This window comes from Micrococcus terreus, assembly GCF_900116905.1.
Classification (GTDB): domain Bacteria; phylum Actinomycetota; class Actinomycetes; order Actinomycetales; family Micrococcaceae; genus Citricoccus; species Citricoccus terreus.
The window spans coordinates 30,851-46,028 of sequence record NZ_FPCG01000012.1 but is presented as its reverse complement, the minus strand read 5'-3'; the positions used below and the strand labels follow the sequence as shown (position 1 = coordinate 46,028).

Annotated in this window: 6 protein-coding genes, 1 tRNA gene and 1 pseudogene; 5 read left to right on the top strand and 3 right to left on the bottom strand. The window is 68.6% G+C overall.

Annotated elements, in window-relative coordinates; translation table 11 throughout:
• Positions 1-7 precede the first annotated feature (7 nt).
• Both BM355_RS12635 and BM355_RS12630 read left to right on the top strand, forming a co-directional pair.
• A complete protein-coding gene (locus tag BM355_RS12635) occupies positions 8-2,710 on the top strand; it encodes an S-layer homology domain-containing protein (protein WP_091699205.1) in 2,703 nt (900 codons plus the stop codon).
• Positions 2,711-2,872: 162 nt separating this feature from the next.
• Positions 2,873-5,977 (top strand): ExeM/NucH family extracellular endonuclease, encoded by a 3,105-nt coding sequence (locus BM355_RS12630; RefSeq protein ID WP_091699202.1) that lies wholly within the window; start codon positions 2,873-2,875, stop codon positions 5,975-5,977.
• Positions 5,978-6,085: 108 nt separating this feature from the next.
• Here the strand turns inward: BM355_RS12630 and BM355_RS12625 are convergent, their stop codons facing one another.
• Complete coding sequence (locus BM355_RS12625; RefSeq protein WP_091699200.1) at positions 6,086-8,050, bottom strand: FAD/NAD(P)-binding protein; 1,965 nt, start codon at positions 8,048-8,050, stop codon at positions 6,086-6,088.
• An 88-nt stretch (positions 8,051-8,138) separates the two neighbouring features.
• Between BM355_RS12625 and BM355_RS12620 the strand changes: the two genes are divergently transcribed.
• The 3 genes from BM355_RS12620 (at position 8,139) to BM355_RS12610 (ending at position 11,842) form a co-directional block, all read left to right on the top strand.
• Positions 8,139-10,433 carry a prolyl oligopeptidase family serine peptidase gene (locus tag BM355_RS12620; protein WP_091699197.1) on the top strand — a complete coding sequence of 765 codons (2,295 nt, stop codon included), beginning with the start codon at positions 8,139-8,141 and terminating at the stop codon, positions 10,431-10,433.
• A gap of 35 nt (positions 10,434-10,468) precedes the next feature.
• Positions 10,469-10,557: transfer RNA gene (locus tag BM355_RS12615), tRNA-Ser, on the top strand.
• A 331-nt stretch (positions 10,558-10,888) separates the two neighbouring features.
• Positions 10,889-11,842, top strand: coding sequence for a DUF2382 domain-containing protein (locus BM355_RS12610; RefSeq protein ID WP_091699194.1), 954 nt, complete (start codon positions 10,889-10,891; stop codon positions 11,840-11,842).
• A 98-nt stretch (positions 11,843-11,940) separates the two neighbouring features.
• Here the strand turns inward: BM355_RS12610 and BM355_RS12605 are convergent.
• Positions 11,941-14,321: pseudogene (locus BM355_RS12605) on the bottom strand (ATP-binding cassette domain-containing protein).
• 74 nt (positions 14,322-14,395) lie between these two features.
• Positions 14,396-15,157, bottom strand: a complete 762-nt coding sequence (locus BM355_RS12600) for a hypothetical protein (protein ID WP_091699192.1) — start codon at positions 15,155-15,157, stop codon at positions 14,396-14,398.
• Between the last annotated feature and the right edge of the window lie 21 nt (positions 15,158-15,178).

Genomic DNA, 15,178 nt, shown 5'->3' with positions numbered 1-15,178 from the left:
AACACACATGTCGAAGCAGCCCCCCAAGGCCCTGCTCGCCGGCGTGCTGTCTGCAGGGCTGCTGGCCAGCCCCCTGGCAGCACTGCCCGCCGCGGCCACCACGGACTCGTCACCGGAGGAGACCAGCTCAGCGCAGAGCACCGGCGCCGCCGAGTCCGCACCCGCAGCCGCCACGCCGGAGGTCCTGCCGGCTGTCCCCGGCACGGAGACCATCTCCATCCTGAGCTTCAATGACTTCCACGGCGCTCTCTCGGAGGACTACTCCGGGACGCAGTTCGCTGACACCGTGGAGGACTACCGCTCCGAGTTCGCGGCAGTGCACGGCGATGACCGTGTGCTGCTGACCAGCGCCGGCGATCTGATCGGTGCCTCGGCCTCCGTCTCCAACGTCCAGCAGGACGAGCCGACCATCGAGATCATGAACGCCCTGGGGCTGGCCGTCAGCGCCGCCGGCAACCACGAGTTCGACAAGGGTCTGGACGACCTGCGGGACCGGGTCCTGCCGCTGGCGGACTTCGAGATCGTCGCAGCGAACTTCGTAGACCCCACCACCCGCGAGCCGGTCCTTCCCTCGCATGACCTGTTCGAGGTCGGCGGAGTCACCGTGGCCGTGATCGGTGCGGTGCCGAACAACCTGTATGCCACCACCACCGGCGCCGGGCTGGAGGGCAACGAGGTGATCGACCTCGTCGAGGGCGTGAACACCGTGGCCGCGGAGCTGGAGTCCTCCGGTGCCGCAGACATCATCGTCGCCTCCTACCATGACGGCGCATCCGGCAACGGCGCTCTGGCCGATGAGATGGCCTCCTCCGAGGTCTTCCAGAGCATCGTGCAGGACACCGACCCGGCCGTGGACGTGATCTTCAACGGTCACACCCACCAGACCTACAACTACGAGACCACGGTCGGCGGCACTGAGCGCCCTGTGGTCCAGGCCGGCCAGTCCGGGACCAAGCTGGCCGCTGTGGAGCTGCAGATCGACACCGCCACCCAGGAGGTCGTCGCCTACAGCTCCGAGCTGATCGACCGCTCCACCCAGGCGCCGGCCGAGGCCGCCGCCGAGTCCCCGGTGACCGCAGAGGTCTACGCCCTGGAGCAGGCCGCCGTGGCCGAGTTCGAGGAGCTGCAGTCCACCGTGATCGGTGAGATCGACGCCTCGATCACCACCGACTACCAGACCCGCATCACCGAGAACGGCGCCTGGCGCGCCGGTGGCACCCGTCGTGCCGAGACCACCTTGGGCAACTGGGCCGCCACCGCCATCAAGGACCGCGTGAGCCTGACCAACCCGGAGGTCGACCTCGGCGTCACCAACGCCGGCGGACTGCGCGCGGAGCTGCTCTACGACAAGTTCACCGCCAGTGGACAGTTCTCGGACAAGCCCGCCGGTCTGCACGGCAAGGTGACTCTGGGAGAGATCCTGGACTTCGCCCCGTTCGGCAACACCTTGGTGTACTTCGACATCCCCGGTTCCTCCATCAAGCAGGTCCTGGAGGAGAACTGGCAGGACGACCGTCGCACCTTCACCCTGGGCTGGTCCGAGGACCTGACCTGGACCTACGACGACACCCGTGCGCAGGGCGACCACGTCACCGGCATCTGGATCGACGGCGAGCCGGTGCAGATGGACGAGATGTACACGGTGGGCACCCTCTCCTTCCTGGCGGACACCGCCTATCTGGAGTCGGGCTCCTCCGCCCCGGACGGCTACGCCGGATTCGCGCAGGGTCGTGAGAACTTCGTGGACCTGGGCATCGCGGACAACCAGGCCTTCCAGGAGTACGTCGAGGCCCAGACCGCCGCGGAGGGCAGCATCAAGCCCGACTTCTCCAAGTTGGGCGTCGAGGTCCTCAACCACACCGAGCTGGTCGTCAAGGGCCATGCCCTGACCCTGAGCCTGGGCAACCTGGAGATGGAGTCCGACGGCGCCGGTGACGCCGTGCGCGTGGACGTCGCCTTCGAGGCTGCTGACGGTTCGGTCTCCGAGCTGGGCTCCGTCGAGGTCCCCGCCGAGGGTGAAGTCGCCGACCTCTCGCCGATCCTGGCACCCGACACTGCCGGTGAAGGCGAACTGGTCATGACCGTGACCTATGACGACAAGTACGCCTCCACCACTGTGGTCCGGGCACCGCTGGTCGTCGCCGACCAGGCCGTGTGCAACGCTGCCGACTTCTCGGACAACCCCGAGGGATCGCAGTTCTACGCCCCGGTGCGCTGGATGCAGTGCGCTGAGCTCTCCACCGGCTACACCGACGGCACCTACCGCAAGTCCCGGGACATCAACCGCGGAGAGACCGTCACGCTGCTCCAGCGCTACGTGGATCCGCTGAACAACGCTCCGTACGACTCCCCGTTCAGCGACGTCCTGACCGGCCACACCTACTACGGACCTATCGCCTGGGCAGCCGCTCAGGGCATCGCCTCCGGGTATTCGGACGAGACCTTCCGTCCGTACCGCCCGGTCTCCCGTGGTGAGTTCGCCTCCTTCCTGTACCGCACCGTGACTCCGGAGCACACTGCCCCGGGGACCTCGGAGTTCTCAGATGTGCCCACCTCCAGCGCCCACTACGAGGCCATCACCTGGCTGGCCGCTGAGGGCATCACCACCGGCTACCGGGACGGGACCTTCCGTCCGACCCAGCCGGTGAACCGCGGCGAGGTCGCAGCGTTCCTGTACCGCTACGAGCACCTTGTCGCCCAGCAGGACTGAGCAGGACTGAGGGATCCACAGTCCCTCACCCCACCGCCGACCCCCGGAGCCCCCCGCTCCGGGGGTCGGCCCCGTTAACACGTCCCTTCTGGTCAGGTCATCCGCTGTTCAACCGAAGGTGACAGGATGAGTCAGGTCACATCACTCGCATCAGGAGACCCCATGAAGCACACCCAGCGCCTGACAGCAGTCGGCGCCTCTTTCGCGCTGCTGGCGGCGGCCGTCACCGTGCCGGCACACGCGGCCCCCACCGGTGACGGGATCGTCATCAACGAGGCCTACACCAACGCCGGATCGGCCAACGCCGTCTTCCGCAACAAGTTCGTCGAGCTGTACAACCCCACGGACGCCCCGGTCAGCCTGGACGGCTGGTCACTGCAGTACCGCTCCGCCACCGGGACGGCGAACCCCAGCAGCGTGGTTCCGCTGAGCGGGACCATCCCGGCGCGGGGTCACTACCTGATCCAGGGAGGCTCCAATGGTGACAACGGTGAGGTGCTGCCCACCGCAGACATCGTCAGTGGGGTCAATGTCTCCGGTACTCGAGGAACCATCGTCCTCTCCAACCAGTCGAGCGTCATCACGGACCTGGGCACCGGGTCCGTCACGGACCATGACGCCGTGGTGGACCTGATCGGCTATGGGGACACCAACACCTTCGAGACCGCTGCCGCTGCAGCACCCTCGGCCAACAGCGATCCGAAGTCCATCAACCGCACGGACGGCGTGGACTCCGATGACAACTCGGCTGACTTCTCCCTGTCGGCCCAGGTGAGCCCCACCAATGCCGCCGGAGAGAGCGCCACTCCTCCCGAGGAGCCTGAGCCTCCGGTGGATCCGGAGCCCACCGTGCTGTCCATCGCCCAGATCCAGGGCACCGGTGACACCACCCCTGTGGCCGGCCAGACGGTGACCACCGAAGGCGTGGTCACAGCGCTCTACTCCACCGGCGGATTCAACGGCTACTACCTCCAGACCGAGGGCACCGGTGGCGCGCAGGACAGCACACCCGGCGCCTCTGACGGAATCTTCGTCTACTCCCCGGCCACCGTGTCCCAGGTCTCCATGGGCGAGCTGGTCCAGGTGACCGGCACGGCCGCCGAGCACTACGGCATGACCCAGATCAGTGTCCCGGCCACCGGCCTGGCCCCAGTGGACCGGGATCCGCAGCCGGTCCAGCCCACCGAGCTGACCTTCCCGCTCACCGAGGCCGAACGTGAGGCTCATGAGGGCATGAAGATCGCTCCGGCCGGCGACTGGACCATCACGGATAACTACTCCCTGAACCAGTACGGTTCCCTCGGGCTGACTCCGGGCACCGAGCCGCTGAAGAATCCGACCTCGGTGGCCGCCCCCGGCGCACCGGCACAGGCCGTGGCAGCGGAGAACGCGGCGAAGACGATGGTGCTGGATGACGGCGCCTCCATCAACTTCATGCGCTCCCCCGGCAACCAGAACACCCTGCCCTACGTGAACGCCGACGACCCGGTGCGCGTGGGATCAGCCGTGGAGTTCACCACCCCCGTGATCCTGGACTACCGCTTCGATGCCTGGGGGTTCCAGCCGGTGACCCATCTCACGGACGAGACTCCGGCTGAACTGCAGCCGGCCGCCTTCGAGAACACCCGCCTGGGTGAGGAGGCTCCGAAGGACGTGGGCGGCACCGCCTCGGTGGCCACGTTCAACGTGCTCAACTACTTCACCACCCTGGGCGATCAGTACCCCGACTGCCGGTACTACTCAGACCGTGAGGGCAACCCGATCACCACCAACTACTGTGAGCCGCGCGGTGCCTACAACCAGGAGAACCTGCAGCGTCAGCAGGACAAGCTGGTGGCGGCCATCAACGGCCTGGACGCCTCCGTGGTGGGCCTGGAGGAGATCGAGAACGCCGCCAAGTTCGGCCACGATCGTGACCGTGCGCTGTCCACGCTGGTGGAGGCACTGAACGCCGCCGCCGGCAGTGAAAAGTGGGCCTTCGTCCCCTCCCCGGCCGAGCAGCCCACCCTGGCCAGCCAGGACGTCATCCGCAACGCCTTCATCTACCAGCCCGACGACGTCACCCCGGTGGGCGATTCCGTCCTGTTGGATGACCAGGTCGCCTTCTCCAACGCCCGTGAGCCGCTGGCCCAGACCTTCCAGGCGGCCGGCGGTGATGAGTCCACGCGGTTCATCGCCATCACCAATCACTTCAAGTCCAAGGGTGGCTCCGGTGCCACCGGAGGCAACGCGGACAGCGGTGACGGACAGGGCGCCTACAACGCGGCCCGGGTGAAGCAGGCCGAGGCCCTCGTGGCCTTCGCCGATCAGCTCTCCACCTCCACCGGGGTGGACAAGGTCATCCTGATGGGCGACTTCAACTCCTATGAGAAGGAGGATCCCATCACGGTGCTTGAGGACGCTGGGTACGTCTCCCAGGGTGCGGCCGCCGGTGAGTACACCTACGCCTTCGGCGGAGCAGTGGGCTCCCTGGACGGGATCTTCACCAACCAGGCCGCCACCCAGCAGGTCACCGGTGCGGACATCTGGAACATCAACGCCTTCGAGTCGATCGCCTTCGAGTACTCCCGGTTCAACTACACCGCGGAGCAGTTCTACGCGGCTGACCAGTGGCGCTCCTCGGACCACGATCCGCTCAAGGTGGGGTTGAAGCTCGTCTCCGGCTCCACCCCGGTGATCCCGGTGCCGGTCTGTGAGACCCCCGACTTCTCGGACAATGCTCCGGGCTCGCAGTTCTATGCCCCGGTGCGCTGGCTGCAGTGCGAGGGCTTCGCCAACGGCTACACCGATGGCACCTACCGCAAGTCCACGGACATCAAGCGCGGGGAGACCCTGGGGCTGATCTACCGCTACCTGGCACCGGAGCACACCGCCCCGGCGACCTCCCCGTTCCAGGACGTGGCCACCGGTGACACCTTCTTCGGCCCGATCACCTGGGCCGCAGCGCAGGGTGTGACCACCGGGTACACCGATCAGACCTTCCGCCCGTACCGCCCGGTCTCCCGCGGGGAGTTCGCCTCCTTCCTCTACCGGGCCGTGGACCCGGAGCACACCGCCCCGGCCACCTCGGAGTTCGGGGATGTCTCCACCTCCAGCGCGCACTACCAGGCCATCACCTGGCTGACTGCTAAGGGCATCACCACCGGCTACCGGGACGGCACCTTCCGCCCCCACCAGCCCGTCACCCGCGGAGAGGTCGCCGCCTTCCTGCACCGCTACAACACAGCGGTCGCCGAGGCTGAGGCGGAGGCTGCCGCGCAGGACTGACCTGCCACACCTGCGGCTGATCCACCTGGCGGTCAGTTCTGAACCGCAACGACGCCCCCGGGCGCGCGAGGTTCAGAACTGGCCTCCAGCTGCGTTCACACTGGAGTGTCAGAGGGCTGCGGCGCGGCGCAGCACATCCTGTGCCGCCGCGTGGGCATCGCCCAGGGTCATCGCCCTGCCCTCGGCGTCCTGCCCAGCTTCGGCGGCGATCGCCGTCCCCCATTGAACCGAGGCCAGCTGCAGGCCCAAGACGTACACCCCGGTGCGCACCTGGCCCTCGGCGGAGAGCAGTTGATACGGCCGCTCCGTGACGGACAGGCCCCGTCCGGGGATCTCATCCCCCTCCTCGTCCTGGGCCATATAGGGCGCGGCCAGACCGGAGGTGAGCATCCCTGAGACCAAGGCGCTGCCGGAGCGCTGGACACGGTTGGCCGGCATCATGGCCTCGATCAGCCAGGTCCCACGCTGCACGTCCTGCGGCTCCTCCCCGCCCCCCACCTGGGGACTGGAGACAGTGAAGAGCCCCCGCCCGGCATCCACCTCGATCTGCGGATCCGGTCCCACGAACCGCACCAGACCGGCCCGGGCCACCGCCAACAGCTGCTCCATGCGCAGCAGCGGAGGCCCAGAGGCCAGCCCCTCCACGAGCGTCTCGAACCAGCCCTTGACGTCCCGCAGCCGGGAGGCGTCGGTGATCCGCCCTTCGGCCACCAGACGCTTGACCAGCAGCCGGGCGGCATGCAGGGTGCCCACCGCCACCATCAACGGTGAGTCCTCGCCCTGGTCCGCTTCGGCGCAGACTCCCTCCAGTAGATCCTCCACCGCGGTCTGGTACTCCACACCGGTGCCGAACACCCGGTCCTGGAAGGGCCTGGCCAACGCACGGGTGTCGAAGAAGGGCATGTCCGGGGCGTAGCGATGCAGCAGCTCCTCGGCCTGACGCGCTGTCACCGGTTCACCGCGACCGGCGGCCTCCAGCAGCCCCACCAGTCCGGAGAAGAACTCGGCGGCCGGCTCCACTCCGCCCAGCACCTCCGGGCGGGTGCGGACCAGGTGGAAGTAATAGGCCCGGATCACGTCCCGGTGGATCAGCGGCCAGAGGTGCACCCCGAAGTCCAGCGGACCGTGTGCATGCTCCAGCTCCTGGACGGTGGGGGCCACGAAGTACTTCAGGGCCACACCGTGCGGGACGAAGGCATCCAGCTCGGCCTTGGGGAAGTACGGGGTGCCGCGCCGGGAACACGGGTGCAGCACCGGCTCCTCCCCGGACGGGACGTACCGCAGCGCCCGCCCTGCCCCCTCACCGGTCGGCTCGAACGCTCCCCCACGCCCCAGGGTGAACTGGGCGAGGGCGTCGAAGAAGTTCAGTCCCATGCCGCGCACCAGCACATCGGCTCCAGCCGGGACGGCGTCATAGTCCAGGTCACAGGGGATGTTCGGTCCCCGGTAGTGCAGACCCAGCTCGGATCCCACCGATTCCAGTCGCTGCTGCTCCCGCGTGGGCCGGGCCGGGACATGCCCCACCGCCAGCACCACGGAGTCAGCCGTGAGCTCCCCGTCAGCCCACACCAGCCTCCACCGGCCCTCCTGCGCCGCCTCCAGGGAGGTCACCTCGGCCTGGACCCATTCCAGCGTCCCGACGACGTCACGCGCCTGCAGTGCCTGCGTCACCTGGCCATATAGATCCGTCAGGTAGCGCCCGTACATCGCCCGGGGAGGATAGTCGTTGCGTCCCAGTCCTCGGGCCTCCTCCGGGTGGGCCTGGCGCCAGTCCTCGAAGGCCCGGCCCACCGAGGAGGTGACCAGGCCCTCGTCACCGGTGGGGGCCGCCGTCGGGAAGAAGGAGGGGGTGTTCATCAGCAGCAGCGGTGACTGGTCCGTGCGCCACACGTGGCCGGGGCCCGGCTGGTCCGGGTCCAGGACCACGATCCTCAGCTGCACACCCGTCAGGTCCTCGCCCTCGTGCTCCAGGACGGCAAGCAGCCGCTCCAGGAATGAGGTGCCGCGCGGGCCGCAGCCCACCACGGCCACCGTCTGGGTGCGGGTGTCTGCGGCGGTGGCAGTGCCGGGCATCGGGGTCCTTTCCCTGAGGGTGAGCGTCCTCTCCAGCGTAGGGGGTGGCGTTCGAAGCTCGTGCGGCGGACTGTGCTGAGATGGACGGATGCATCAGCAGAACCCCGCCCCTGAGTCCGCGCCCACCCCCGACGACGAGTTCCTCTGGCTGGAGGAGATCCACGGCGAACGCGCCCTGGACTGGGTCAGGGAGCAGAACGCACGGACCGAGGCGCTGTTGGACGGCCCGGAGCTGACGTCTGTGGAGGTTTCGATCCGGGAGGCGCTGGATGCACCGGACCGGATCGCCATGGTCTCCAAGCGCGGTCCGCTGTACTACAACTTCTGGCGGGACGCGGAGCATCCGCGGGGACTGTGGCGGCGCACGGACTGGGAGTCCTACCGAGCAGGGACGCCCCAGTGGGAGGTGCTGCTGGACGTGGACCGGCTGGCCGAGGAGGAGCAGACGCCCTGGGTGTTCGCCGGTGCCCAGCTGCTGCGTCCGGACTGGGACCGTGCGCTGCTGCGCCTGTCCCCCGACGGCGGGGACGCGGTGCGGGTGCGGGAGTTCGACCTGGCCACGCGGGAGTTCGTGCCCTCCGAGGATCATGGGTTCGACCTGCCGGTGGCCAAGACACACGTCTCCTGGCTGGACCGGGACCGCGTGCTGGTGGGCACCGTGGTGGACCCCGACCCACAGACCGGTGATGTCACCCGGTCCTCCTATCCGCGGTCTCAGCGGGTGCTGCACCGCGGAGCAGAGCTGGCAGAGGCCGAGCAGGTGTTCGCGGTGGACCGGGAGCATGTGGCCGCGTTCGGACACCACGACTCCACGCCGGGCTGGGAGCGGACGGTGGCGGTGGATGCCGTGGACTTCCACCGTTCGGTCACCTGGCTGCGCACGGAGGACGGGAAGGTCGACGGCACGGGAGGCGACCGTCCCGGGTGGTTGCGGATCGATCTTCCCGAGGATGCCGAGGTCGACTTCCACCGGGAGTGGATCAGTGTCTACCTCAAGACCGACGCCGAGATCCGTGGCGCGCGGCACCGTGCCGGGTCCCTGCTGATCGCCCCGGCGGACCGGTGGCTTGCCGGCACCGCCGAGCTGGTCCGGGCATTCCTTCCGGATCAGCGCACGGTGCTCTCCTCCTTCACCTGGACGGCCTCGCATCTGGTTCTGGTGCTGCTGCAGGACGTGGCCTCGGTGCTGCACGTGCTGCCGCAGGATGCACTCGGCACCTCAGATCCGGTTGACTCGGCCCGCCCGGTGTCCGTGGCCCCGCCCAACCCGCACGACCCCTTCCTCACTCTCTCCGCCGCTGCAGTGGACGACGAGGACCCGGACTGCGGGAACGATCTCTGGGTCACCGCCACCGGTGCCCTGACGCCCACCACTCTGCTGCGCCTGACCTTGAGCGAGCCGTCGTCCTGGACGGCCCAGCCCCAGCACGCCGCGGGGAGCGGCGAGGTGGAGGCCGACGTCGTGGTCCGCCGTGAGGTGGTGGCCGCAGCGCCGGAGCGTTTCGACTCCTCCGGACTGGCGGTGAGCCAGCAGTGGGCGACCTCCGACGACGGCACCCAGGTTCCCTACTTCCAGATCGGCCCGCAGGAGGTCGCGTTGGATGGCCGGTCCCCTGTGGTGATGGACGGGTACGGCGGTTTCCAGGCCTCCAAGCTTCCCGGGTACTCACCGGTCCAGGGGCTGGGCTGGCTGGCCCGCCAGAATGAGGAGGGCCGGCGTGGGATCTGGGTGATCGCGAACATCCGCGGGGGCGGCGAGTTCGGGCCGGAGTGGCACCGGGCCGCACTGCGAGAGAACCGGCACCGGGCCTACGAGGACTTCGCCGCCGTGGCGCGGGACCTGGTGGAGCGGGGTGTGACGTCGAGGGCGCGGCTGGCTGCCACCGGCCGATCCAACGGAGGGCTGTTGATGGGCAACATGGCCACGCAGTACCCGGAGCTGTTCGGCGCTCTGAGCTGCGGGGTCCCGCTGCTGGACATGCGCCGTTACACGGTGCTCTCGGCCGGGCACAGTTGGATCGCGGAGTACGGGGATCCCGATGTGCCTGAGGACTGGGCGTTCATCCGCACGTTCTCCCCGTACCACCTGCTGCTGGATCGGGATGTGCAGGGAGCGCAGACGGGACGGGACGCCGAGGGGCCGGGAACCGGGTTCCCGCACCAGCTGGTGTGGACGGCGACCTCAGACGACCGTGTGGGACCAGTGCAGGCCCGGAAGTACGCGGCCCGGCTGCAGCGCCTCGGTGTCCCCGACACCTGGTTCCACGAGGACCTCGACGGCGGCCACGCCGGTGCCAGTGACAACCGCCAGGCGGCGTCCATGAACGCCCGGTCCCTCCAGTTCCTATGGCGGTCGGTGGCGGGGTCAGAGGACGCACTTTGATCTGGAGGTCATGGACCGGATAGCCTGTACTGGTTGGAGACGTGCCAGAGCGGCCGAATGGACTTCACTGCTAATGAAGGGTCCGGCGAAAGTCGGACCGGGGGTTCAAATCCCCCCGTCTCCGCGCGATGGAAGCCCCGGGAACCAGGACTGGTCCCGGGGCTTCTGCGTACCCCCAGACAGTCACTCTGCTGTCATCGCGCCGACCCGTATCCAGCACCCCGTCTCGGCGCAAGAGCTGACACCCTGCTCAGCTTCGAACATCTCCATTGCTACCTGAGAGTCAACTGGGAGTCCGCTGTCTGAGGATGACAAGCCCCCCTCGCGTCTGCCTACGGTGGAGACAGATCGACCGGGACGGAGGCGGGCCGCACGATGGCCCCCCGGACCGAATCGATTGAGCAACTCCGTGGCGGGATACCCCCGTCACACACCCCAAGACAGGAGTTCACCCCATGCAGGACTTCACCTCCATCGATCGCCTTCAGGATGCCAACGTCTACGACACCAACGGTGACAAGGTCGGCTCCGTGGGCCAGGTCTACCTGGACGACGCCACCAATGAGCCCACGTTCGTGACCGTCAAGACCGGCCTGTTCGGCATGAAGGAGACCTTCGTCCCGCTGAACCAGGCCTCCCAGGCCCAGGACGGCCTGACCGTGCCGTTCGACAAGGACTTCATCAAGGACGCCCCGAACGTGGACGCCGACGGCTCCCTCACCCCCGAGGAGGAGCAGCGCATCTACGAGTACTACTCCATGGAGTACACCGCCGCCCGCGGTGACCGTCGTGACCGCGACGGCGTGGACGCTGGCCGCGAGCACGATCAGCAGCGCCGCGACGCCTCCGTGCAGACCGGCCACGCTGCCGGTATCGCCGGCGGTGCCGGTGTCGGCGAGAGCCGCGACTACCCCGAGGGCGATGTGACCGGCACCCGCGGTGTGGACGACCGCGCCGTGGCTGGCCGCGACGTCAACGACCACGGTGCCGGACGCGTGGACGACGACGCCTCCGTGGTGGTCCGCGATGAGCAGCTGGACGTGCACACCGAGCGCCAGGCCACCGGCGAGTACCGCCTGCGCAAGCACACCTACCAGGACACCGAGACCATCGAGGTCCCCGTGGAGCGCGAGGAGGTCGTGGTGGAGCGCACCCCGGTCGACCCGAACTCCGCTGAGGCCCGCACCGCTAGCCATGGTGACGAGGAGGTCTCCGTGACCACTCACGAGGACGTGCCGGTGGTGGACAAGAACGTCACCGCTGAGAAGGTCTCCCTGGGCAAGACCGCCGTGCAGGACACCGAGACCGTCACCGAGACCGTGCAGCACGAGGACGTCGACATCGACCGCGACGTCAAGCGTGACGGTCTGGACGGCGACCTGGACGGTCGCGACGGCCGCCGCGTCTGATCGACCGGTCGCCGTTGAGCCCCTTCGGCTCGGCTGACTGACACCGAACGAACCCCCCTCCCGCGCTGGGAGGGGGGTTCGTCGTCGTGTGATGCCTGTCAGGCTCCGACATACTCGGCCAGGTGCTGGCCGGTCAGGGTGGAGCGATCCTGCACCATCTGCGCCGGAGTGCCCTGGAAGACCACGGTGCCGCCCTCATGCCCGGCGCCGGGCCCCAGATCCACGATCCAGTCCGCATGCGCCATCACGGCCTGGTGGTGTTCGATCACGATCACCGACTTGCCCGAGTCGACCAGCCGGTCCAGCAGCCCCAGCAGCTGCTCCACGTCGGCCAGGTGCAGCCCGGTGGTCGGCTCGTCCAGGACGTAGATCCCCCCGGACTCGGACATCTGGGTGGCCAGCTTCAGCCGTTGCCGCTCGCCGCCGGAGAGCGCGGTCAGCGGCTGCCCCAGCGTGAGGTATCCCAGCCCGACGTCGGCCAGTCGGGTCAGGATCTTCTGGGCGGCAGGGATCCGGGACTCGCCTTCACTGAAGAACTCCAGGGCCCGCTCCACCGACATGGTCAGCACCTGGCTGATGTCCTGTCCCCCGAGGGTGTACTCCAGCACCTCGGCCTGGAACCGCTTTCCCTCACACACCTCGCAGGGAGTGGAGAGACCGGCCATCATCGCCAGGTCCGTGTAGATCACCCCGGCACCGTTGCAGGTGGGGCAGGCCCCCTCCGAGTTGGGGCTGAACAGAGCGGGCTTGACGCCGTTGGCCTTGGCGAATGCCTTGCGGATCGGCTCCAGCAGCCGGTGTAGGTGGCCGGGTTGCTGCGCCGGGAGCCTCGGATGGCGCCCTGGTCGATCGCCACGACCTCCTGCTCAGTGGGCAGTGACCCGTGGATCAGGCTGCTCTTGCCCGAACCCGCCACACCGGTGATGGCCACCAGCACGCCCAGGGGGATGTCCACGTCCACCTTCTTCAGGTTGTTCCGGGATGCCCCGCGGATCTCCAGCGCCCCGGTGGCCTCCCGGACGGTCTCCTTCAGGTGGGCGCGGTCATCCAGATGCTGCCCGGTCAGGGTCCCGCTGGAGCGCAGCCCCTCCACGGTCCCCTCGAAGCAGACGGTGCCGCCCCCGGAGCCCGCGCGCGGACCCAGGTCCACCACATGGTCGGCGACCTCGATGGTCTCCGGCTTGTGCTCCACCACCAGCACGGTGTTGCCCTTGTCCCGCAGCTGCAGCAGCAGGGCGTTCATGTTCTGGATGTCATGCGGGTGCAGTCCGATGGTGGGCTCATCGAAGATGTAGGTGACGTCGGTCAGGGCCGAGCTCAGGTGCCGGATCATCTTGGTCCGCTGCGCCTCACCACCGGAGAGCGTGCCCGAGGGACGGTCCAGGGACAGGTAGCCCAGGCCGATCTGGACGAACGCGTCCAGGGTCTGCTGCAGGTTCTCCAGCAGCGGCTCCAACCCCGGGGCCGTCAGCCCGCGGACCCACTCGGCCAGGTCGCTGACCTGCATGGCACAGGCATCGGCGATGCTCCTGCCCTCGATCAGGGAGGACCGGGCGATCTCGTTCAGCCGGGTCCCACCGCACTCGGGGCAGTCCTGGAAGGTGATGACCCGGTCCACGAACGCCCGGATGTGGGGCTGCATGGCCTCACGGTCCTTGGAGAGCATGGACTTCTGGATCTGCGGGATCACCCCCTGGTAGGTCAGGTTGATGCCCTCGATCTTGAGCTTGACCGGCTCCTTGTAGAGCAGGTCGTCCAGTTCCCGCTGCGTGTACTTCCCCAGGGGCTTGTCCATGTCGAAGTAGCCGCTGCCGGCGAAGATCCGCCCGTACCAGCCGTCCATGCTGTACCCGGGGACGGTGAGCGCCCCCTCGTTCAGGGACTTGGAGGAGTCGAACAGGGCGGTCAGGTCGAAGTCCGAGACCACGCCCATGCCCTCGCAGTGCGGGCACTGTCCGCCCTGGACGTGGAAGCTCTTGCGTTCCACGCTCTTGCCTCCGCCCTTGGCACCGGACTTCTCCACGGTCAGGGCGCCCTTGCCGCTGACCGTGGCCACATTGAAGCTGAACGCCTGCGGGGAGCCGATGTGCGGGGTGCCCAGACGGCTGAACAGGATCCGCAGCAGGGCGTTGACGTCTGTCACCGTGCCCAGCGTGGAGCGGGAGTTGGCACCCATCCGCTCCTGGTCCACGATGATCGCCGTGGTCAGCCCCTCCAGCACGTCCACGTCCGGGCGCGGCAGGGAGGGCATGAACCCCTGGACGAAGGAGCTGTAGGTCTCGTTGATCATCCGCTGGGACTCGGCGGCGATGGTGGCGAACACCAGCGAGCTCTTGCCGGACCCGGAGACGCCGGTGAAGACCGTGAGCCGGCGCTTGGGGATCTCCACGTCGATCCCCTGCAGGTTGTTCTCCCGGGCGCCCTGCACCCGGATCAGGTGGTGCGTGTCAGCCGGATGGGTGGTCGAGGACTCGGTCACAGGGCACTCCTGGGTCGCGGGGATGGCGACGGTCAGGATACTCCCTCTGCTGGCGTCTCAGCCCCTGGAGCGGATCAGCCGCCCAGCTCCCCCCGGCGGTCGCGGCCCATGATCTGCAGGAACTGCAGTGCCTCATCCGTGGTCAGCACGCTGTGGTTGGCCAGCTCTTCGGCGGCCGGCTCCAGCTGCCCGTCCCGCACCATGGCGGTGAGCTGGTCCCGCAGCCACGGCGGCAGGTCTGCGCTGGAGACCCGCACGGTGGTGTCCTCCCGGACCACCTCAAGCTCGAACTCCGGGTCCACCGCCGGGCCCTGCTCGGCCCACTCGTCCGGCACCCGCAGATCGGTCAGGTCAGCAGGGACGTTCAGGGTGGGTGCCTCCACAGCATCATCCGACCCTGCCGACGGGGCACCCACCGCAGGCGAGGCACTCGGATGGGGGACGTCGTCGGGACGGCCGGGGGCCTGCTCATCGGCCTGCACCTGACCGGGCTCCTCGGCGCCCGGGGCCTGCCACGGCTGCGGGTGCGCGGCCAGGGCCTGCACGTCCCACACCGACTCCAGCGGCCCCCGGTCGGTGTGGCGGCGGTAGGCGGCGATGGCCTCGGCGGGCTTGCCCTGGGCGATCAGGCGGTACACCTCACGGTGGGTCTGCTGATCCAGCCGACCGGCGGCAGCGCGCGCCGCCTCGATGCCCCCGCGCGGGGCCTGATGCTCCTGCGAGCGCGGCTCGCCCGCCGGACGGGCACTCGTGGACCCGCGGCCCAGCCAGCGCACGAGCACGACGACGATCAGCGCGACGGCGGCCATGATCAGCAGGGGGACGAGGTACTCCATGCTCTCAGTGTAGGGGGGATG

Excerpts from the sequence above, each read along its gene's own strand:
- BM355_RS12610 (WP_091699194.1), top strand. The coding sequence starts at position 10,889 with ATGCAGGACTTCACCTCCATCGATCGCCTTCAGGATGCCAACGTCTAC.
- BM355_RS12625 (WP_091699200.1), bottom strand. The coding sequence starts at position 8,050 with ATGCCCGGCACTGCCACCGCCGCAGACACCCGCACCCAGACGGTGGCC.
- BM355_RS12600 (WP_091699192.1), bottom strand. The coding sequence starts at position 15,157 with ATGGAGTACCTCGTCCCCCTGCTGATCATGGCCGCCGTCGCGCTGATC.
- BM355_RS12620 (WP_091699197.1), top strand. The coding sequence starts at position 8,139 with ATGCATCAGCAGAACCCCGCCCCTGAGTCCGCGCCCACCCCCGACGAC.
- BM355_RS12630 (WP_091699202.1), top strand. The coding sequence starts at position 2,873 with ATGAAGCACACCCAGCGCCTGACAGCAGTCGGCGCCTCTTTCGCGCTG.
- BM355_RS12635 (WP_091699205.1), top strand. The coding sequence starts at position 8 with ATGTCGAAGCAGCCCCCCAAGGCCCTGCTCGCCGGCGTGCTGTCTGCA.